Here is a 19,826-nt window from a genome sequence, read left to right as displayed (position 1 = left end):
GCGCGTCCCAAGACCCAGCGCGAAGCGCGTCCCAAGACCCAGCGCGAAGCGCGTCCCAAGACCCAGCGCGAAGCGCGTCCCAAGACCCAGCGCGAAGCGCGTCCCAAGACCCAGCGCGAAGCGCGTCCCAAGACCCAGCGCGAAGCGCGTCGAGCCAGCGCAGCGTCAAGAGAGCGGAGCTAGTCGAGGTATCCGAGCATCTGAGAGATCTGGCCGGTCCGCGAGTGGAAGATGCGCTCGGCCAAAGCCTTGGACTGGGGGTTGATCCCACCCTCCCGCTCGAACTTCGCGATCTCCACCGCATTGTGCTGGTGAGCGATCAACAGATTCAGGAACGCCTTCTCGAACTCGCCCGGACCCGTCGCCGCCAGAGCCGCGATGGCCTCCGGACTGGTCGAGTGGTCGCCGCCGTGGTTGGCGTGGAGCTGTGCATCGGTACCAGGCGACTCGGGCTGCTTCCAGTCCCGCAACCACTTCAGCATCGAGTCCACTTCGGACAGTTGGGTGACCTCGATCGCGGCCGCCAGCGTCTTCACGTCCGTGCGGATCGACTTGTCCTTGGCGAGTTTGACGATCTCGATGCCCGCCTTGTGGTGGGCGACCGCCATCTGCAGGAACATCACGTCGATCGGGTTGAACTCGTTGGTCTCCGCGACCGTCGACACGGGGCCGGTCGGCGGTGCCACCAGGTTGGGGCCGCCGCCGCAGCCGGAGAGCAGGAGCAGCCCCACCAAGACCGCCGGAACCGCCGTCGGAACCGCCTTCAGGCGTCGCAAGGTCGTCCTCCCCTGGGTCGGGCCCGCCCGCGCTGTGACAGGGCAGCGCGGACGGGCTTTCTAACACAGGTCGTCTAGAGCCGCTGCCACAGGGATGGCGTGTTCGGCGGCTCCCAGCCGGTCAGGGACGTGTGCGACTGGATGCACTTGTAAGACGCACCGCCGTAGGTGACCTGCGCACCGACCGAGTACGCCGTGTTCGGCGCCCACGTGCCGCCCACGGGCGGGGTGGTGGTCGTGGTGGTGGGGCGGGTGGTGGTCGTGGTCGGGGTGGTGGTCGTGGGGTCGCCGCCGCCGGGGCCGACCTGGAGGTCGACGCAGTTGTAGAACGCCATCGGGGTGTCCGCGATGTTCCAGATCGCCAGGAGCTTGATCCGGCCCGTGCGGCCACCGAGGTTGACGTTGTGGGTCACGGTCGAGCCGGGCTGGCGGCCGCCGTCGTTCACCTCGTGGATCTTGCTGCCGCCGATGAAGTACTGCCACGTGGTGGTGGCGTGCCGGGCGGTGATGGTCCAGGTGAAGGTGACGTTGTTGCCGACCGACGCGGCGGGCCACGCCTTGCTCTCGTCGCTCAGCGGGGCCCAGCGGCTGTCGCCGGCGTGGCAGTTCTGCTGGCCCTTCGGGCCTTCGACGCTCTGCGGTTCGTAGATGATGGGGCCGCAGTTGGAGACGCGGCCCTGCGCGCAGTTCGCCTGCCGGCTGGGCGGCGACGAGATGTAGCCGTGCGCGCTCGCCGTTCCCGCCGACACCACGACGATGAACGGGGCCACGCCCACGCCGACGAGTACCGCCGCGAGCTTGCGTTTCAGGCTCATTTGTCCAGCTCCTTCGCAAGGAGTCCCCACGAGAGGTCTCCTGGGCAGGGTCCATGTCCGCGGCGGCCGGAACCCGCCGGGCGTGGTGGCGCTCCGCGATGGGAGGACCACACTCGGCGATGGTGGTCTAGACCATAATCGGGAACGTCATCCGGGTCAAGGATCTGAACCGACTGGTCCAGCCGCCCGTAGGTCCCGGTGTGCGCCCTCATCCCGTTCAACGTGCGACAACGCTGGCGGCGGCGGTGGTCGCGGCGTTCACAGTTGCCGCTCCCGCCCACGCCCAGCCCACGGCCTCCGAAGCGCTGGAGAAGTACGAGGAGTTGTCCCGCGACGCCGAACGCCTCCACCAGGACCACCTCAAGGCCCGGGAAGACCTCGGCGCACGGCAAGCCGAGGTGGACCGGGCACGAGCGGACCTCGCCGCGGCGGCCCAGACCGGCGCGGAAGCCCTCGCGGAGCAGGAACGCTTTCGCGGCCAAGTAGATCTGCTCACCGAGGCATCGTTCGAAGGCGCGCGGTTGACGACGCTGTCCGCGCTGCTCGTCGCCGATTCACAGCAGGACTTCCTGAACCGGATGAGCGCGTTGGGCGTGCTCGCGGCGGACAGCGGCGAGGCGCTGGGCCGCCTCTCCGCCGCCGTGGATTCCGCTGAACGGTCCAAGAACGCGGCTGCCGACGCAGAGCAGAGAGCGTCGGTGGCGGCCGACGAAGCCGCGCGACTGGTCGACGACCTTGCCGCGCGCAAGCAGGCGATGGACGAACAGGTCGCCGACGCACGGGCGCACTACGAATCCCTGTCGGCACCCGTCAAAGCCGCGCTCGCCGCACCCGGCGACACCTCCGCCGTCGCCGTACCGGCCGGCGCCGCCGGGGCCGCGTTGGAGTTCGCCTTGGCACAAAGGGGAAAGCCGTACGTGTTCGGCTCCAACGGCCCGGATTCGTGGGACTGCTCCAGCCTCACCCAGGCCGCCTACCGCGCGGCCGGCGTGTCGATCCCGCGCACGACCTACACGCAGGCGACGGTCGGGCGGGCGGTGTCGCGGGCGCAGGTGCAGGCCGGTGACCTGATCATCTACTACGCCGAGCAGTCGCACGTCGCGATGGCGGTGGACGGAACCCGGGCGGTGCACGCGTCGACCGAGGGCGTGCCGGTGCGCATCGCGGACATCGACTCCATCGGGCCGGTCAGCACCATCCGCCGTGTCGTGGGCTGACAACACCTCATAGGCCAACAAAAGAACGGGACCCGCCATGAAAGCGGGTCCCGTTCCGTCAAGCAGATCAGCAGTACAGGTTGGCACCCGGAGAGACGCCGAGGATGCTGGTGAAGCGCTGGTAGGCGTCCACCCGGCTCTGGACCTGCGCCGGGTTGCGGCCGTCGCATTCCAGTGCGCCGTTGATGCTGCGGATCGTCTGGCCGAAGCCGTGGCCGCCGACCATCGCGTTGTGCGGGGTCATCGTGCCCGGACCGTTCTGCGTGTTCCAGTACCAGAGGCCGGTGCGCCACGCCACGGACGCGTCGTTCTGCACCAGCCACGGGTTGGTCAGCAGCGGCAGGCCCAGGGCGTCACCGGCGGCCTTGTAGTTGAAGTTCCACGACAACTGGATCGGACCCCGGCCGTAGTACGCCGCCTGCCCGGCGGGGCAGCCGTAGGGCTGGCTCGCGTCGCAGTAGTGCGGGTAGTTGGCCTGGTTCTGCTCCACGATGTGCACCAGCCCACCGGTCTCGTGGTTGACGTTGGCCAGGAACGCCGCGGCCTCCTGCTTCTTCACCGTGTCGCTGCCGGTGTTCGCGAAACCGGGGTACGCGCTCAGCGCCGCCTTGAGGCCGCTGTAGGTGTAGAAGGCGTTCCGGTTCGGGAACATCTGCTGGAACTGCGCCTCGGACACCACGAAACCGCCGGTGCTGGGCGGGTTGGACGTCGTGGTCGTCGTCGGACTGGTGCCGCAGGTGTACGGGTCCCAGTACCAGGTGCTGATCGTCGGGTCGTAGCCCGGGTTGTCGTGCTCGGCGATGTAGTACTTGCCGTCGGTGTACTTCACGACGCTGCCGGCGGCGTAGAACTGGCCCCGCACCCATGCGGGGTGGTTGCAGGACGACGGCGGGGGCGTGGTGCCGCCGCCGCAGACCCCCTGGTCCGCCCAGACCTGCGCGGAGCCGGGGGTTTCGTTCTGGGTCCACCACTTCGCGGACCAGTTGTGCCCGTTGTGCGAGGCCGTCATGCCGCCGGTGTAGACGGCGGACGCGCTCCACGGCGTGGCACACGCGGCGGCGGATGCGGAGGTCGTGGCGACCGCGACGGTCAGGGCCGCGCCGACCACGATGGTGGCGATCGCCGCCACCGCACGGATTCTCGACACGTGATCTCTTCTTCCGTTCGAGCGCCCTCGGACGTGACGGGGGCCACTCAACCGGATTGGTCTACACCAGTCAAGGGTGAACTACCCCTGTTCTCGCACGTACGCGACGACCGACGGGCACACGACGATCCGCTCGCCGTCCGCGTAACCCGGCCGCACGGTGCGCGCGACGGTGTCCACGGCGTCTTCGTCGTCGGTCGGTTCGGTGCCGACCACGTGGTGCCGGTGCGGGTCGACCGGACGGCCGTCAGGGACCACCAACCGCACCCCGGCCGCCGCGAGCAGGTTCTCCGCCTGCCAACCCAGGCCCTCCGGCAGTTTCGGCATGAGGTCGGTCAGGCCGCGCACCAGGACGTCCTTCTGGCGCGACGACGGCGGGGCCGCGTGTCCCCGGTTGACCCCGGTCGCCGCCGCGCCCAGCAGGACCGCGCCGACGAGCAGGGCCAGCGCGGGCGCGGTCGGCGGCGGCACGGTCGCGGGCACGGCCACCGACGCCCACCACCCGTCGGGCGTGGCGTGCGCGCCCACCATGCCGCCGCCCGCGACCAGCAGCCCCACCGCCGCCTGGTCGACCTCGCCGACCAGCACGGCCACGCGGGGCGTCGCCGTCCGGGACGGCGGTTCGTTGTTCCGGGCCGGCCGCACCACGACCGCGCGGGCGCCGGCCGGCAGCACGGCCGCGACCTCGTCGGCGATGCCGACCGGGTCGGTGGCGCGCCGCGCGCTGTCGACCGCGCCCACGGCCACCTCGCGCACGTCCACGGCAGGTGCGCCAGGCGACAGGACCAAGGCCAAGGCGGTGAACGTGATCAGCGCGCCCAGGACGACGAGGGCGATGGCAGTTCGGTACACCCCTTCTACAGTCGTCCGGCGGGAGCGCGCCCTGATCGGGCCGTCCGGGTGAATCAGCCCTGCGCAGTCGCGGATCCACGCTCCGTGTGCTCGACCAGACGGGTGAGGACGAGGTCCCAGACCCCGCGCGGGAACTCGTGGCCCGTGTCGGGCAGGACGACCAGCGGTCGCGCGGTCGGGATCTCGGCGGCGAGCGCTTCCGCGTGGCCCAACGGGAACAACGGGTCGACGTCGCCGTGCATGACGAGCGTGGGCACCGCGATCTCCGCCAACCGCTCCCGCCACGGCTCGCCACCGACCACCTGGAGGTGGTTGGCGGTGGAGGCGATGCTGGTCGACCGGTCGAAGATCCGGCCCGCCAACGCCCGCTCGACCTCCTCGTCCACCGGCCGCGAACCCCGGTACGGCCGTTGCGCGGCGACGAGGTGGTCGATCACCGAGTCGCGGTCGGACCAGTCGGGCGGCGTGGTGCCGCCGGCGGCGAAGTGCTCCAGCAGGGACGGCGCCATCGGCGGCAGGTCGGGATCGCCGGGGCCGCCGGGGCTGGTGGCGATCAGCGTCAGCGTGGCCACGCGGTCGGGGTGGTCGAGCGTCAGCAACTGGGCGATCATGCCGCCCATCGACAGCCCCACGACGTGCGCCCGTTCAACGCCCAGGGCGTCGAGCACCCCGGCGGCGTCGTCGACCATGTCGGGGAACGCGTAGCCGGGCTCGCCCGGCGGGTAGGACGTCGAGCGCCCGGTGTCGCGGTGGTCGTAGCGGATGACGAACCGGCCGGCGTCGGCGAGGGAGCGGCAGAAGTCGACCTCCCACCGGTCCATCGACCCGGTGACACCCATGATCAGCAGGACGGCCGGGTCGCCGGGCACCCCGAAGGTCTCCACGCAGAGGTCGACGCCGTTGGCGCGTAACACCTTTTCGGTCACACCAAGACCGTAGCCTCCGCGATCAGCCCTGTCTGGCGAAAGCGGTCGTCGGTGAACGGCATGGCGACGACCCGGTCCACGCCCGCCTCCGCGAACGCCGCGAACCGCTCCGCCGCCTGCTCGGGCGTGCCGGTGAGGTGGTCGCCGTGCCACAGCGACTCCAGGCCCAGGCCCTCGGCGTGCTGGGCGAAGGCGACCAGGCCGTGGCCGATGCCGGGGAGGGTCGTGCCGACGTCCATCACCGCACCTCCAGCAGGGTCTTGCCGACCGTGGCGCGGGATTCGATGGCGGCGTGCGCGTCGGCGGCCCGGTCCAGCGGGAACCGCTGCCCGATCACCGGCCGCACGGACCCGTCGGCGGCGTGGCGCAGGACGGTGGCGACCAGGTCGGCCAGTTCCTCCGGCGCGGGCCTGCTTCCCGAGACGAGCGTGACGCCGCGTTCGGCGGCGCGGTCCGGGTCGATGCCCGCCCACTCGCCGCTGGCCAGGCCGAAGCTCAGCATCCGGCCGCCGGGCCGCAGCAGCTCGAACGCGGCCCGCGCGGTCGGTCCGCCGACGCCGTCGAACACGACGTCCACCGGGTCGGTGGTCCAGTCGGGCTCGGTGTAGTCGACCACCTCGTCCGCGCCCAGGCCGCGCACGACCTCGCCCTTCTCCGCGCCGCCCGCCGCGCCCACCACGGTCGCGCCGGCGGCTTTGGCGAGCTGGACCAGCAGCGTGCCGACCCCGCCCGCCGCCGCGAGCACCAGGACCCGCCGACCGGCGACGTCGCCGACGGTGCGCAGGTTGAGCAGGGCGGTGCGGCCGTCGGCCAGCAGGGCGACCGCCGTGTCCAGCGGCACGCCGTCCGGCACGACCGCCACGCCCGCCGCGTCCACCGCGACCCGCTCGGCGTACCCGCCCTGCCCGCCGGTCGAGGTGATCACCCGCTGCCCCACCAGGCCGGGGTCCACGCCCTCGCCCACCCGGGTCACCACGCCGCCCACCCCGTTGCCGAGGATCGCGGGTGGTCGGAGTCGGAACGGCCCCTGCCCGGTGCGCCGGTACTGCGTCTCCACGAAGGTGGTGTTCGCGTACGCGACCTCCACCAACGCCTGCCCCGGACCCGCCACCGGATCCGGCGCGTCCCCCGCGACCAGCACCTCCGGTCCCCCGAACCCGTTCATCCACACCGCGCGCACCGCGTCCCCCATGGGCCGTCCCGACTCGTGGGACCAGCCTGCGACCTCCAGCTAACTGGAGGTCAACTTTCGCCCTTGTGGATGTGCGCCGGGTCACCCTAGAGTCTCTGGGAGCGCTCCCAGGGAGCGTTCCCAGAAGCGTCGTCAACCGTCAGAGCAGACGGAGGAACCCTGTCCATGAGATCGCTTCCCCCTCCCCGGTGGCGCCGCCAGGCCACCGCGACCCTCGCCGTCGCCGCCCTGACCGGCGCGTTGACCTCCGGCACCGCGCACGCGGCCGACTACGAGCGGCTCGTCAACGGCACGTTCTCCGGCGGCACCGCGGACCCGTGGTGGGCCAGCGCCGGCGTGACCAACCGCGTGGTCGGCGGCGAGCTGTGCGCCGCGGTCACCGGCGGCACCGCGAACCCCTGGGACGCCCTGATCGGCCAGAACGGCGTGCCGTTCGAGGCCGGGCAGTCCTACCGGATGTCGTTCGACGCCTACGCCACCGCGCCGCAGTCCATCAACGCCAACGCGGGCGAGTCCGTCGCGCCCTACCGCACCATCGCCCGCCACACGGTCGCGCTGACGACGACCAAGCAGACCTACAGCTTCACCTTCACGCCCGAGCTGGACTTCCCCGAACTCGGCAACGGCCAGTTCTCCTTCCAGCTCGGCGGGAACGCGGCCAACAACACGATCTGCTTCGACAACATCTCGCTGGTCGGCGGCGTGAAACCGCCGGGCGGCGACGTCGGCCCGGCCCCGAGGAAGATCAACGCCGACCAGGTCGCGTACGTGCCCGGCCTGCCCAAGCGCGCCACCCTCACCTCGACCGCGACCACCCCGCAGACGTGGACGCTGAAGAACGCGGCCGGCGCGACCGTGGCGACCGGCCAGACCACGCCCAAGGGCCTCGACTCGGCCTCCGGCGACTCGACGCACATCATCGACTTCTCGTCCTACGACACCACCGGCGCCGGCTACACCCTGTCCGTCGGCACGGACACCAGCTTCCCGTTCGACATCTCCGCCGACCGGTTCAAGCAGCTGCGCTACGACGCGCTGGCGTTCTTCTACCACCAGCGCAGCGGCATCGAGATCCAGGCGCAGTACGTCGGCGACACCTACGCGCGCCCCGCCGGCCACCTCAACGTCGCGCCCAACCAGGGTGACAACAACGTGCCCTGCAAGGCCGACGTGCCCTGCGGCTACACGCTCGACGTGCGCGGCGGCTGGTACGACGCGGGCGACCACGGCAAGTACGTGGTCAACGGCGGCATCTCGGCGTGGCAGGTGCTCAACACCTACGAGCGCGCGCTGCGCCTGGGCGACGCGTCCGCGCTGGGCGACGGCAAGCTGAACATCCCCGAGAAGGCCAACGGCGTCCCGGACATCCTGGACGAGGCCCGCTGGGAGGTCGAGTTCCTGCTGAAGATGCAGGCGCCCGACGGCATGGCGCACCACAAGATCCACGACGCCGAGTGGACCGGCCTGCCGCTGCTGCCGCACCAGGACCCGCAGCCGCGGCGACTGTCGGCGACCAGCACCGCGGCGACGCTGAACCTGGCCGCGGTGGCGGCGCAGGCGGCCCGCATCTGGAAGACGATCGACCCGGCGTTCTCGGCCAAGGCGCAGGCGGCGGCGGTGAAGGCGTACGCGGCGGCGAAGGCCAACCCGAACAAGATCGCCGACCCGAACGACGGCACCGGCGGTGGTTCCTACAGCGACGACAAGCTGGCCGACGAGTTCTACTGGGCCGCGGCCGAGATGTTCGCGACCACCGGCGAGGCGTCCTACCGCGCCGACGTCACCGGCTCGACCCTCTACAAGGGACAGTCGTTGAACCAGCGCGGTTTCGACTGGGGTTCCACGGGTCCGCTGGGTGACATCACGCTGGCGATCGTGCCCAACGGCCTGCCGGCGGCGGACGTGGCGGCCATCCGGCAGGCGTTCACCACCACGGCCGACGGCCTGCTGTCGCAGCTGACGACCCGGGCCTACCCGGCGCCCTACCAGACGGAGAACGGCACCTACGAGTGGGGTTCCAACGGCCTGATCGCCAACAACGCGTCGGTGCTGGCGCTGGCGCACGACTTCACGGGCGCGGCGAAGTACCGCGAGGGCGTGTTCGAGGTCCTGCACTACCTGTTGGGCCGCAACCCGGTCAGCTACTCGTACGTGACCGGCTACGGCACCCAGCCGGTGAAGAACGTCCACCACCGGCACTGGGCCAACCAGTTGGACGCCACCCTGCCGACCGCGCCGCCCGGCGTGCTGTCGGGTGGTCCGAACAGCGGTCTGCAGGACCCGATCGCGGCGCGGCTGCTGCCCGGGTGCAAGCCGCAGAAGTGCTTCGTGGACCACATCGAGGCGTACTCGCTCAACGAGGTCACGGTCAACTGGAACTCGGCGTTCGCGTGGATCGCCAACTGGGCGGCGGAGAAGGCCGGCGGCGCGCCCGCCGACACCACCCCGCCGACCGTGCCCGGCGCCCCCGTGGCGTCGGACATCACGGCCACCGGGGCGAAGCTGACGTGGACGGCGTCGACCGACCCGGAGAGCGGCGTCAAGGACTACGACGTGATCGCGGTCGAGGGTGACGCGCTGCGCGTGGTCGCCACCGTCACCGGCACGTCGTACACGGCGACCGGCCTGCGTCCGGACACGGCGTACCGGTTCGCGGTGGTGGCGCGCAACAACGCCGGTCTGCGGTCGGGCATGTCGCCGTTCGGCTCGTTCACCACGAAGCCGGACGGTGCCACGTACTGCAAGGTGACGTACCGGCAGTCGACGTGGAACACGGGTCTGTCCGCGTACATCACCATCCAGAACACGAGCAGCAGCACGTGGCCGACGTGGACGCTGAAGTTCACGTGGCCAGGCAACCAGAAGATCACGCAGGGCTGGTCGGCGAACTGGACGCAGTCGGGCCAGATGGTCACCGCGACCAACGTGGCGTGGAACGCCAACGTCCCGCCGGGTGGCACGGTCCAGATCGGCTTCAACGCCTCCTCGACCCCGCCGCACACGGAACCGACCGATTTCACGGTCAACGGCCAGCGCTGTAGCAGGGGCTGACCGTTCGGTGAGGGGCCGTCGACCAAGCGCCCGGTCGGCGGCCCCTTCACTTTTGCGCGAGGTGCTCTTGGATGCGCCGGCCACGAGCCCGGCCGACCACATCCACGGACCCGGCGAGCGTCATCGCACCCGGCACAAGCGCGGTCACGCGGTCGCGGACCCGGGCATGGCCTACTCCCCCGCCTTCGCCAGCACGTCCAGGAACTCCTCCGCGCCGCCGTCGAGGAAGTCGTGGCCGACGTCCAGCGACCGCACCTGCCAGCTCGGGTCGTCCCGGAACGCGTCCCGGAACTGGGTGAAGGGGCTTTCCTGGGTCTGCTCGCAGTACAGGTACCAGCGATCCGCGATCTTGTCGACGGCACCGGTCAACCGGGAACGCTGGAGCAGGGACGCGATCGGATGGGCGAAGGCCCGCTCGTCGAAGAACGGCATCGGGGCCACCCCGCGACCGTCGGCCGCCGCGCCGTCGACGTACCAGTCCCGCCAGAAGCCGTGCACGAGGTCCCACGCGGACTGGCCGTCGCGCGGCACCAACGCGTCCACGTACACCAGGGACTTGATCTTCTCCGGCACGCGGTCCGCCGCGCCGGTGATCACCATGCCGCCGTAGCTGTGACCGGCCAGCACGACGTCGTCCAAGCCCTCCAGCACACCCAGCACCTGCTCGACATGTTCCTTCAAGTTCCCGTCGCCGCTCAACGTCGGCGCGTGCACCTCATGCCCCTGTGCGCGCAACCGGTCCGCGATCGGGTCGTAGTACCAGCCACCGTGGCAGGCGCCGGCGATCAGCACGTAAGTCGTCATGTGATCGACATTAGAACGGCCTTAGGACATAGGATGTCCGTAATGAACATGCCCGCCCGCATGCTGCGACTCTTGTCACTCCTCCAGAGCCGCCGGGACTGGACCGGCGCGGAACTGGCGGAGCGGCTCGGGGTGACCGACCGGACCGTGCGGCGTGACGTCGAGCGGTTGCGGGAGTTGGGTTATCCCGTGCACGGGACGACCGGGACGACGGGCGGGTACCGGCTGGAGTCCGGGCGCGACCTGCCGCCGTTGCTGCTGGACGACGACGAGGCGGTCGCGGTGGCCATCGGGCTGCGCACGGCGGCGTCCACCCGCGGCATGGAAGAAAGCGCTTTCCGCGCCCTGGCCAAGCTGGAACCGGTGCTGCCGGACCGGTTGCGCCGGCAGATCGACGCGCTGGGCTCGACGGTGTCGCGCATCCCGTTCGGCGGGACACCGGAGTCCGACCCGGCGGCGCTGGGCGTGCTGGCGGCGGCGTGCCGGGACCGCGAGGCCGTGCGGTTCACCTACAAGGGCCGGGACCGCAAGGTCGAGCCGCACAGCCTGGTGACGCTGTTCCGCCTGTGGTACCTGCTCGCGTTCGACCCGGCCCGGCAGGACTGGCGGATGTTCCGGGTCGACCGGATCGGCGCGCCGCGCACCACCGGGCACCGGTTCCCGCCGCGCGACCTGCCCGAGGAACCCGGCGCGTTCGTCGCGCGCCGGCTGACCACCGCGCCCTACCGGTACGCGGCGACCGCCCTGGTCCGCGCGCCCGCGCCGATCGTGGAGGCGCGGCTGGTGGTGGCGCTGCCGGGCAAGGTCGAGCCGGTGTCGGCGACGACCTGCCGGGTGCACCTGGGCGCGGACACGATCGAGCCGATCGCCGCGGACCTGCTGCTGTGCGGCGCGGACTACACCCTGGAGGCGTCCGACGAGGTCGTGGCCGCGTTGCGCGCGGTCGCGGCCCGGCTCACCGGTACGCGTCCTGGCCCACCGGCCGCACCAGGATCTCGTTGACGTCCACAGTGGACGGCTGGGACACCGCGTAGAGCACGGCGCGCGCCACGTCCGCGGGCGCGAGCTTCGGGTCGCCCAGCCGCGACGCGGGGATGCCGCCGGTGTCGGTCAGGCCCGGCTGGACCAGCGTGACCCGCACCCCGGTGCCGACGCACTCCGCCCGGATCGCCTGAGCGAGGCCGGTGACCGCCCACTTCGTCGCCGAGTACAGGTTGCCCGGCCGCACCCCGCGCCCGGCCGCCGACCCGGTGAGCACCAGGTGACCGCCGCTGCGGATCAGGGCGGGCAGGGCGGCGCGGGCGGTGAACGCCGGGCCGCACACGTTCGTCAGGACCATGTCGGCCCACTGCGAAGGCGGCGCGCCCTGCGAGGACGTGAACGACGTGACGACGCTGGTGCCCGCGTTGGCGAACACGACGTCCAGCCGCCCCCACTCCTCCTCGACCCGGCCGACCAGCGCGGCGACCTGCTCCCACCGGCGCACGTCGCAGGAGGCCACCCACACCCGGTCCGGGCCGCCCAGCCGCGCCGCGTGCTCGGCCAGCTTCTCGACGTCCCGCGCGGTCAGCACCAGCCGGTACCCGGCCTCGGCGGCGGCTTGCGCGGTCGCCAGGCCGATGCCGCGGGACGCACCCGTGATGAGGAATACCCCTTCACCCATGTCGGCAGGCTACTGCTGGTTGGATCAGCGCACCGCGTTGCGCCGAGGGAGGCAACAAAACGGCCTCCGCCGGCGTCTATGTGGGCGGACAACCACCTGATTGGGGGCACATGAACATCAACCGCAGGTTCGCGCTGGGTCTGGGCTCGGTCGCGGCGGCCGGCGCCGTCCTGGGCACCGCCGGCACGGCCTCGGCGCAGGAGACCGACGCCGAGTGGGACGCGCTGATCCCGACCACCGCCGACCTCGCCCGCCGCAAGATCGCGCGGAAGTACCAGCGTGAGACGTACCTCGCGCGCGGGACCTGGTCGTCCTACATCGGCGTGGCCGACCCGGACGGCGTGGTGAAGACCGCCGTGGAGGACAACGCCGACCGGGTGGTCGACGCGTACAGCGTGAACAAGATCGCGGTGGCGGTCGCGGTGCTGGACAAGGTCGACCGGGGCTTGATCACGCTCGACCAGCGGGTGGACGTGACCGCGTCGATCGTGATCCAGGACACCGACGGGATCTTCGGGCTGGACGGGGCGTACCCCAGTTCGGTGACGGTCGGGCACGCGCTGGCGGCCCTGCTGACCGTGTCGGACAACACGGCGGTGCGGCTGTGCGGGCTGGTCGTGCCGGCGGCGGAGCTGAACGAGATCCTGCGGTCGAAGGGTTTCGTGCACACGCAGGTCGTGCCGGTGGCCAACCCGAACCGGTTCTTCCTGGGCACGACGACGCCGCGCGAGACGTTCACGCTGCTGCAGAAGCTGGTGCGCGGTGAACTGCTGTCGGCCGGGTCGACCGAGCACCTGCTGAAGGTGCTGCGGTCGCTGACGTCGTTCACGGACGGCATCCGGCTGAACCTGTCGTCCGCCGAACGGCTGAACGTGGCCACCAAGGCGGGGTGGTTCGCGGACGGCCGCAACGAGGCGGGGATCGTGTTCGACGCGTCGGGCAAGGCGGTCGTGACGTACGCGCTGTTCGCGTCGGGCCAGTTCGCCGGCGACCAGGCGGCCAACGCCGACAACTACAGCACCACCCACCCGGCCCTGCGCGCCCGCGCCGCCCTGGGCCGCACGCTGTACGACTCGGTCCTGCGCATCACCACCGCCAAGCCGCGCGCGTACTCGGCCCAGCCGTACCGCGCGTCCAACGGCGGCTGACCCCCGGTGACCGGGTCGCGGTTTCCGGCCGCGACCCGATCACCGGTCGTTCTGAGCGCTGTTCGGCAGGTAGGACACGTTCAGCAGCACGATCCGACTATGTGCCATCGCCATCCCACGCCCACCGCTTGCCGCCGCCACCCCGCCGACCGCCGCCGCTCAGCCGATCCAACCGCCGGCGCTCAGCCGCTCCGACCGCCACCGCTGAGCCGACTGCGGCTCGGCCTCCGGCCCCCGGTTCCCTTGTCCCACGGGCCACCGACAGTTTCGGTTCTCGTTACGCCGGGTGGGTGGTGGTTGCTACTCGTCGGTATCAGGGACCGTCGAATGTGCTCTTCTGCTCATGAGAGCATTCGGGGGAATGGGGACTCTCGGTATGTCCGAGTTGCTGCACCTGCACGCCGAGCAGCGGGGGGTTCGGCCTCCGCTGCGGAAGTCGCGTGAGATCCAGGGGAACGTGCTCGCCGCGTTCAACAAAGACCACCAGCAGTTCCGCTTCCTGCGGTTCACCGACGCCAAGCTGGGGAGAACCTGGCTGGCCGCCATGATCGGCTACCTCTCCGTCACCGCCGACGTCGAGGACTTCAACGAAGCCTTCTCGCTGGGCCGCGCCATGTTCGGCGGGGACCCGCAGACGCTCAAGGCCACCTGGGCGAACCTGTCGCTGACGCCCGAGGGCCTGGTCAAGCTCGCGGTCAACCCGTCCGCCGTTGCCGAGGATCTCGAGCGAAGAGACCCGGAATTGTGGATGGGCGCGGAAGCACGGGCCGACGTCACCGGGGATGACCCGGAAGAGTGGTTGTTCGGCCGGTCCGAGCAGCACATCCACGCCGTGGTCACGGTGGCGTCCGACTGCACCGAGCGGCTCCAGGCCGTGGACACCATGCTCGACCTGCTCGACGACCTCCTCGGCGTCGTCAAGGTCCACCAGGAACTCGGCGAAACCCTCCCCGGGCGGCTCAGGGGGCGCGAGCACTTCGGGTTCAAGGACGGCATCTCGCAGCCGGGCGTCCACGGCTTCCACGAGGAGGACCCGCACCGACCCGGCCACCGCCTCGGCCACGCCGGGGCGCTGCTGGTCAAGCCCGGCGAGTTCGTCTTCGGCCACGACAGCGAGCGCGGCGACGAGAGCGACCGCACCGCCCGCTGGCTGCACAACGGGTCGCTCCAGGTCATCCGCCGCCTCACCCAGGACGTCGCGGGCTGGCAGGAAGCCCTCCGCGAACACGCCGACGCCCTCGGCGTCACCCCGGACGAGATGGGCGCGCTGCTCATCGGCCGCCACCGCGACGGACGCCCGCTCGCCGACCCGGCCGACCCGGCGCTCGGCCTCGGGCCGGACCGCAACGACTTCGACTACGCCGGCGACCCGCTGGGCGAGCGCACCCCGTGCGCGGCGCACATCCGCAAGACCAACCCGCGCTCGTTCACCTACCGCAAGCCCACGCAGCGGCGCATCCTGCGGCGCGGCATCCCGTTCGGGCCGCCCCACGAGCAGGACCCGCACGCCGAGCGCGGGCTGGTGTTCGTCGCCCACTGCACGTCGATCCGCGAGCAGTTCGAGTTCCAGCAACGGGTCTGGGCGAACAACCCGGAGTTCGCCGGCGGCGCGGACGGCGCGCCGACCGGCACCGACCCGGTCATCGGGGGCGCGGGCGGCGCGCGGTTCGGGGGAACGGAACTGGCGTTCCCCCGCTTCGTCCGCACCACGGGCGCGCTGTACGCCCTGGTCCCGTCGATCAGCACGCTGCGGCTGCTGGCGGCGGGCCGGGAACTGCCGCGCTAAGCGGCCGGCCGGTCGTGGCCGCCGTCCACGACCGGCCGCCACCCGGCCGCGTGCCGCCGCACCAGGTCCGCGGCCACCGACGAAAAGTCCGCCGCCCACACGTCCGCGTTGAACACCTCGACCTCGACGTCACCGGAGTAGAACGGCTCGACCAGCGCGGTCAGCCACGGCAGGTCGACGTGCCCGTCGCCGGGCAGGCCGCGCCCGAGCAGCACGTCCGCCGGCAGCGGCGTGATCCAGTCGCACACCTGGTAGGAGAAGATCCGGCCGGCCGCGCGGGCGACCTGCGCGGGCAGGTCCGGGTCCCACCACACGTGCAGCGCGTCGACCACGACACCCACCACGTCCGGGGAGAACGGCGCGGCCAGGTCCAGCGCCTGCCCCAACGTCGACACCACACCCCGATCCGCGCAGAACACCGGGTGCATGGGTTCGATCGCGAGCTTCACGCCGGCGTCCGACGCGTAAGGCGCCAAGGCCGCCAACGCGTCCGCGACCCGCTGCCGCGCGCCGATCAAGTCTCGATCGGGCACCCCGCCGGGCACCAGGACCAGGCAGTCCGCATGCAGCGCAGCCGCCTCGTCGATGGCCTTCCGGTTGTCCGCCAACGCTTCCCGCTGGTCGACCCCGGTGAAGAACCCGCCCCGGCACAGCGACGAGACCCGCAGCCCGGCCTCCTCGACCAGCCGCGCGGACTTGTCCAGCCCTAACTCCGCCACCGGTTCGCGCCACAGCCCGATCGAGGAGATCCCGTGCCGCACGCACACGTCCACCGCCTCGGCGACCGTCGCGCGCTTGATCGTTGCCTGGTTGAGCGACAGCCTCACGACAACACCCCCACCAGCTGCTCCCACCGGGCCGCCGCGAGCGCCGGGTCCACCAGGAGTCCGGCGGCGTCGGCCAGGCGCAGCGTCTCCCCCAGGTGCACGAGGGACCGCGCCGACTGCATCCCGCCCACCATCGACCAGGCGTCCTGGAACCCGTTGAGCCAGGCCAGGAACACCACACCGGTCTTGTAGTGGAACGTGGGCGCGCCGAAGATGTGCCGGGACAGCGCCACGGTCGGTTCGAGGATCGCCCGGAACTCTTGCGCGTCACCGGAATCCAAGACGTGCAGCGCGGACGCGGCGGCGGGGGCGATCGGGTCGAAGATGCCGAGCAGGGCGTCGCTGTGGCCGACGTCGTCGCCCGCGATCAGCTCGGGGTAGTTGTAGTCGTCGCCGGTGTAGCAGCGGACGCCGTCGGGCAGCGCGCGCCGCAACGACACCTCGTGCCCGGCGTCGAGCAGCGACACCTTCACGCCGTCCACTTTGGATAAATAGGTGTGGATGAGGTCGAGGAAGTGCTTGGTCGCCTCGGCCACGTCCGTCGAACCCCAGTAGCCGGTCAGCGCCGGGTCGAACGCCGGCCCCAGCCAGTGCAGGATCACCGGCTCGGTCACCTGTTCCAGCAGGGCGGCGTAGACCCGTTGGTAGTCCTCGGGTCCGCGTGCGACGGCGGCCAGCTTGCGGCTGCACATCAGGATCGGCTGCACGCCGAGCGCGGTCACCGCCTCCAACTGCTCGGTGTAGGCGGTCAGCGGGTCGGCGGTGTCGTGGTCGGTGCCGACGCCCGCCGCGATCCGGCCGGTGGCCTCGGCGGCGCTGCGCCGGATCAACTCCAACGCGGTCGGCCAGTCCAGGCCCATGCCGCGCTGGGCGGTGTCCATCGCCTCGGCGACGCCGAAACCCAGGTCCCACAGGCGGCGGCGGAAGCTCAGCGTGGCGTCCCAGTCGAGCTGGGCCGGCGCGCCCGGCGTGTTGTCCGCGAACGGGTCGGCCACGACGTGCGCGGCGGCGAACGCGACGCGGGACGTCGGCGGACCGGCCGGCGCGCCCCAGTCCTTGGGCTCATCGAGGGTGTGGGTGGTGAAGGTGCCGTCGGGCCGCGGCAGGCGGACGGTGGTCACGCGGGCACCTCGATCCGGCGGCCGGTGCGCGAGGACTCCAGACCCAGGGCGGCGAGCCGGACGTCCCGGGCGCCGGCGCGGAAGTCGTGGCGGTAGGGCAGGTCGCGGTGGACGTGGGTGAGGAAGTCCTCCCACTGCACGCGGAACCCGTTGCCGAACTCCTCGTTGTCCGGCACCTCCTGCCACTGCGCGCGGAAGTCGTGCGGCGACGGGACGTCCGGGTCCCACACCGGCTTCGGCGTCATCTCACGGGACTGCGCCACGCAGTTGCGCAGTCCGGCGACGGCGCTGCCGTGGGTGCCGTCGACGTGGAACTCCACCAGCTCGTCGCGCCGGACGCGGGTGGTCCAGGAGGAGTTGACCTGGGCCACCACTCCCCCGGCCAGCTCGAAGATCGCGTAGGCGGCGTCGTCGGCGGTGGCGGCGTAGGGCTGCCCCTGCTCGTCCCAGCGCCGCGGGATGTGCGTGACGGCGCGCGCGGTGACCGCCTCGACCGGGCCGAAGACGTTCTCCAGCAGGTAGGACCAGTGGCAGAACATGTCGATGACGATCCCGCCGCCGTCCTCGGCCCGGTAGTTCCAGGAGGGTCGCTGCGCGGTCTGCCAGTCGCCCTCGAAGACCCAGTAGCCGAACTCGCCGCGGATGCTCAGGACCCGGCCGAAGAAGCCCGAGTCCACCAGGCGGCGCAGCTTGCGGATGCCCGGCAGGTAGAGCTTGTCGGCGACCACGCCGTGCCGGACGCCCTTGTCGTCGGCCAGCCGGGCGAGTTCGAGGACCTCTTCGGGCGAGGACGCCACCGGCTTCTCGGTGTAGACGTGCTTGCCCGCGGCGATGGCCTTGGAGATGGCGACGACGTGGGCCGAGGTGACCTGGGCGTCGAAGTAGACCTCGGTGGCCGGGTCGCCCAGGGCCGCGTCGAGGTCGGTGGTCCAGCGGGCGAGGTCGTGGCGCGCGGCGAGTTCCTTGAGCTTCTCCGCGTTGCGGCCGACCAGGACGGGCTCGGGGAGCAGCACGGTGTCCGGGTCGACGCGGACCCCGCCGCGTTCGCGGATGGCGAGGATCGAGCGGACGAGGTGCTGGCGGTACCCCATCCGCCCGGTGACCCCGTTCAGCACGACCCCGATCGTGCGCACAGCCATGCGTGACCTCCGAGCCGAAGTGGCAGTGGTGTGGAAAGCGCGGGTTTGGAAAGCGCTTTCCACACGCTACGGTCGGCCGCACGCGCACGTCAACACACCCCTGTTCGCCGGCCTGTCGGGTGTGGCGCCGCCGACGTGCGGCCGGTCGGGGGTTAGGCTCGCAGCCCGCACACCGCGAGGAGGAACGCTTGGCATCCCGGCAGGTCACGCTGGTCGAAGTGGCGAAGCAGGCGGGCGTCTCGCTGGCCACCGCCTCGCGCGTGCTCAACGGCAGCACCCGCCAGGTGAGCGACGAACTGCGGGAACGGGTCGTGGGGACCGCCCAGCGGCTCGGCTACCTGCCCAACGCCTCCGCCCAGGCCCTCGCCCGCAACACCAGCGCCCTGGTCGGTCTCCTGGTGCACGACATCGCGGACCCGTACTTCTCCTCCATCGCCGCCGGCGTCACCCGGGTCGCCGAGGAAGCAGGCCTCGTCGTCGTGCTCGGCACCACCGGCCGCGACCCCGGCCGCGAGGTCGACCTCCTGCACACCCTGCGCGCCCACCGGGCCCGCGCCGTGGTCATCGCGGGCAGCCGCACCACCGACAAGCCCACCGCCGCCCGCCTGGTCGAGGAGATCGACGCGTTCACCGCCCAGGGCGGCCGGGTCGCCGCCGTGTCGCAGGCCAAGCTCGGCGTGGACACCGTCGTCCCGGCCAACCGGGCGGGCGCGCGGGCGCTGGCCGTCGAACTCGCCGCGCTCGGCCACCGGGAGTTCGCCGTGCTCGCCGGGCCGGCGGACCTGGTCGTCGCCCGGGACCGCGTCGCCGGCTTCCGAGCCGGCCTGGCCGACGAGAACGTGCCCGACCCGGTCGTCCACCACGGCGACTTCACCCGCGACGGCGGCTACGCCGCGACCCAGGCCCTCCTCGCCGCGAACACGGGCGCTACCTGCATCTTCGCCGTCAACGACGTGATGGCGGTGGGCGCCATGGCGGCCCTGCGCGACCACGGCCTGCGGGTGCCCGAGGACGTGTCCATCGCCGGTTTCGACGACATCCCCACCCTCCGCGACCTGACCCCCGGCCTGAGCACGGTCCGACTGCCGCTGGAGGACATGGGCGAACGGGCCGCACGGCTGGTCTTGGAGGAAGCCCCGGGCGTGCGGACGGTCCGGGTGGCCGGCGAGGTGGTACTGCGCGCGAGCACGTCGTCACCCTCCGGAACCGGACTGCGCTGACCCGCGCCGACTCTCTAAACTGGATCGGTAGTCCGACCACCCCTTCCTAGGAGTGATCACCTCCGTGCGCGACGCGCAATCGCCTGGATGCAGTACTGAGCCGGGTCCGACACCCGGCTTGCCGCAAGACCCGAGCCCCTCC

19 protein-coding genes are annotated in these 19,826 nt (G+C 71.7%); 7 read left to right on the top strand and 12 right to left on the bottom strand.

Annotated features, from left to right (window positions below; genetic code table 11):
• Nucleotides 1–183: hypothetical protein (locus tag RIN75_RS29785; protein ID WP_309115357.1), on the top strand; the 183-nt coding region annotated here is incomplete at its 5' end.
• Here RIN75_RS29785 and RIN75_RS29780 read toward each other — a convergent pair.
• Together RIN75_RS29780 and RIN75_RS29775 are read right to left on the bottom strand one after the other, a co-directional pair.
• Entirely contained in the window at nucleotides 180–776 is a 597-nt protein-coding gene (locus RIN75_RS29780; RefSeq protein WP_309115356.1) for a DUF305 domain-containing protein, read from the bottom strand. The genes RIN75_RS29785 and RIN75_RS29780 overlap by 4 nt on opposite strands.
• A gap of 74 nt (nucleotides 777–850) precedes the next feature.
• The gene (locus RIN75_RS29775; protein WP_309115355.1) at nucleotides 851–1,591 is read right to left on the bottom strand and encodes a lytic polysaccharide monooxygenase; all 741 of its coding nucleotides are present in this window, start codon (nucleotides 1,589–1,591) and stop codon (nucleotides 851–853) included.
• A gap of 200 nt (nucleotides 1,592–1,791) precedes the next feature.
• On the opposite strand from RIN75_RS29775, the gene RIN75_RS29770 reads away from it, so the two are divergent.
• Nucleotides 1,792–2,808, top strand: a complete 1,017-nt coding sequence (locus RIN75_RS29770) for a C40 family peptidase (RefSeq protein ID WP_309115354.1) — start codon at nucleotides 1,792–1,794, stop codon at nucleotides 2,806–2,808.
• A gap of 67 nt (nucleotides 2,809–2,875) precedes the next feature.
• Here RIN75_RS29770 and RIN75_RS29765 read toward each other — a convergent pair whose 3' ends face one another.
• The 5 genes from RIN75_RS29765 to RIN75_RS29745 form a co-directional block, all read right to left on the bottom strand.
• Entirely contained in the window at nucleotides 2,876–3,955 is a 1,080-nt protein-coding gene (locus RIN75_RS29765; protein ID WP_309115353.1) for a glycoside hydrolase family 19 protein, read from the bottom strand.
• A gap of 81 nt (nucleotides 3,956–4,036) precedes the next feature.
• Nucleotides 4,037–4,807: a nucleotide exchange factor GrpE gene (locus RIN75_RS29760; RefSeq protein WP_309115352.1), complete on the bottom strand. Its 771-nt coding sequence runs from the start codon at nucleotides 4,805–4,807 to the stop codon at nucleotides 4,037–4,039.
• Nucleotides 4,808–4,860: 53 nt separating this feature from the next.
• A complete protein-coding gene (locus tag RIN75_RS29755; RefSeq protein WP_309115351.1) occupies nucleotides 4,861–5,733 on the bottom strand; it encodes an alpha/beta hydrolase in 873 nt (290 codons plus the stop codon).
• Complete coding sequence (locus tag RIN75_RS29750) at nucleotides 5,730–5,972, bottom strand: hypothetical protein (RefSeq protein ID WP_309115350.1); 243 nt, start codon at nucleotides 5,970–5,972, stop codon at nucleotides 5,730–5,732. The genes RIN75_RS29755 and RIN75_RS29750 overlap by 4 nt, the downstream gene beginning before the upstream one ends.
• Nucleotides 5,972–6,913, bottom strand: coding sequence for a zinc-binding dehydrogenase (locus RIN75_RS29745; RefSeq protein WP_309115360.1), 942 nt, complete (start codon nucleotides 6,911–6,913; stop codon nucleotides 5,972–5,974). The genes RIN75_RS29750 and RIN75_RS29745 overlap by 1 nt, the downstream gene beginning before the upstream one ends.
• A 177-nt stretch (nucleotides 6,914–7,090) precedes the next feature.
• Between RIN75_RS29745 and RIN75_RS29740 the strand changes: the two genes are divergently transcribed.
• Nucleotides 7,091–9,976, top strand: coding sequence for a glycoside hydrolase family 9 protein (locus RIN75_RS29740; RefSeq protein ID WP_309115349.1), 2,886 nt, complete (start codon nucleotides 7,091–7,093; stop codon nucleotides 9,974–9,976).
• A 171-nt stretch (nucleotides 9,977–10,147) separates the two neighbouring features.
• Here RIN75_RS29740 and RIN75_RS29735 read toward each other — a convergent pair whose 3' ends face one another.
• Complete coding sequence (locus RIN75_RS29735; RefSeq protein ID WP_309115348.1) at nucleotides 10,148–10,780, bottom strand: alpha/beta fold hydrolase; 633 nt, start codon at nucleotides 10,778–10,780, stop codon at nucleotides 10,148–10,150.
• 33 nt (nucleotides 10,781–10,813) lie between these two features.
• Between RIN75_RS29735 and RIN75_RS29730 the strand changes: the two genes are divergently transcribed.
• Nucleotides 10,814–11,782, top strand: a complete 969-nt coding sequence (locus tag RIN75_RS29730) for a WYL domain-containing protein (RefSeq protein ID WP_309115347.1) — start codon at nucleotides 10,814–10,816, stop codon at nucleotides 11,780–11,782.
• On the opposite strand, the gene RIN75_RS29725 is transcribed toward RIN75_RS29730, so the two are convergent.
• Nucleotides 11,736–12,443, bottom strand: a complete 708-nt coding sequence (locus RIN75_RS29725) for an SDR family oxidoreductase (protein ID WP_309115346.1) — start codon at nucleotides 12,441–12,443, stop codon at nucleotides 11,736–11,738. The genes RIN75_RS29730 and RIN75_RS29725 overlap by 47 nt on opposite strands.
• 110 nt (nucleotides 12,444–12,553) lie before the next feature.
• Here RIN75_RS29725 and RIN75_RS29720 point away from each other — a divergent pair, with 110 nt between their 5' ends.
• Together RIN75_RS29720 and RIN75_RS29715 are read left to right on the top strand one after the other, a co-directional pair.
• On the top strand, nucleotides 12,554–13,591 hold the full coding sequence (locus RIN75_RS29720) for a serine hydrolase (protein ID WP_309115345.1): 1,038 nt from the start codon (nucleotides 12,554–12,556) through the stop codon (nucleotides 13,589–13,591).
• A 376-nt stretch (nucleotides 13,592–13,967) separates the two neighbouring features.
• Nucleotides 13,968–15,377, top strand: a complete 1,410-nt coding sequence (locus RIN75_RS29715; protein ID WP_309115344.1) for a Dyp-type peroxidase — start codon at nucleotides 13,968–13,970, stop codon at nucleotides 15,375–15,377.
• On the opposite strand, the gene RIN75_RS29710 is transcribed toward RIN75_RS29715, so the two are convergent.
• The 3 genes from RIN75_RS29710 to RIN75_RS29700 are packed head-to-tail and all read right to left on the bottom strand — an operon-like array spanning nucleotide 15,374 to nucleotide 18,464.
• On the bottom strand, nucleotides 15,374–16,204 hold the full coding sequence (locus RIN75_RS29710; RefSeq protein WP_309115343.1) for a sugar phosphate isomerase/epimerase family protein: 831 nt from the start codon (nucleotides 16,202–16,204) through the stop codon (nucleotides 15,374–15,376). The genes RIN75_RS29715 and RIN75_RS29710 overlap by 4 nt on opposite strands.
• Nucleotides 16,201–17,325 (bottom strand): dihydrodipicolinate synthase family protein, encoded by a 1,125-nt coding sequence (locus tag RIN75_RS29705; protein ID WP_309115342.1) that lies wholly within the window; start codon nucleotides 17,323–17,325, stop codon nucleotides 16,201–16,203. Before RIN75_RS29705 ends, RIN75_RS29710 begins: the two co-directional genes overlap by 4 nt.
• A complete protein-coding gene (locus RIN75_RS29700) occupies nucleotides 17,322–18,464 on the bottom strand; it encodes a Gfo/Idh/MocA family oxidoreductase (RefSeq protein WP_309115341.1) in 1,143 nt (380 codons plus the stop codon). Before RIN75_RS29700 ends, RIN75_RS29705 begins: the two co-directional genes overlap by 4 nt.
• Before the next feature lie 188 nt (nucleotides 18,465–18,652).
• Between RIN75_RS29700 and RIN75_RS29695 the strand changes: the two genes are divergently transcribed.
• Nucleotides 18,653–19,684 (top strand): LacI family DNA-binding transcriptional regulator, encoded by a 1,032-nt coding sequence (locus RIN75_RS29695; RefSeq protein ID WP_309115340.1) that lies wholly within the window; start codon nucleotides 18,653–18,655, stop codon nucleotides 19,682–19,684.
• The last annotated feature ends 142 nt before the right edge of the window (nucleotides 19,685–19,826 follow it).

The organism is Saccharothrix sp. (assembly GCF_031180885.1).
Lineage (GTDB): Bacteria > Actinomycetota > Actinomycetes > Mycobacteriales > Pseudonocardiaceae > Actinosynnema.
The sequence above is the reverse complement of the archived record's forward strand: the minus strand, read 5'-3'. Positions and strand labels throughout refer to the sequence as shown.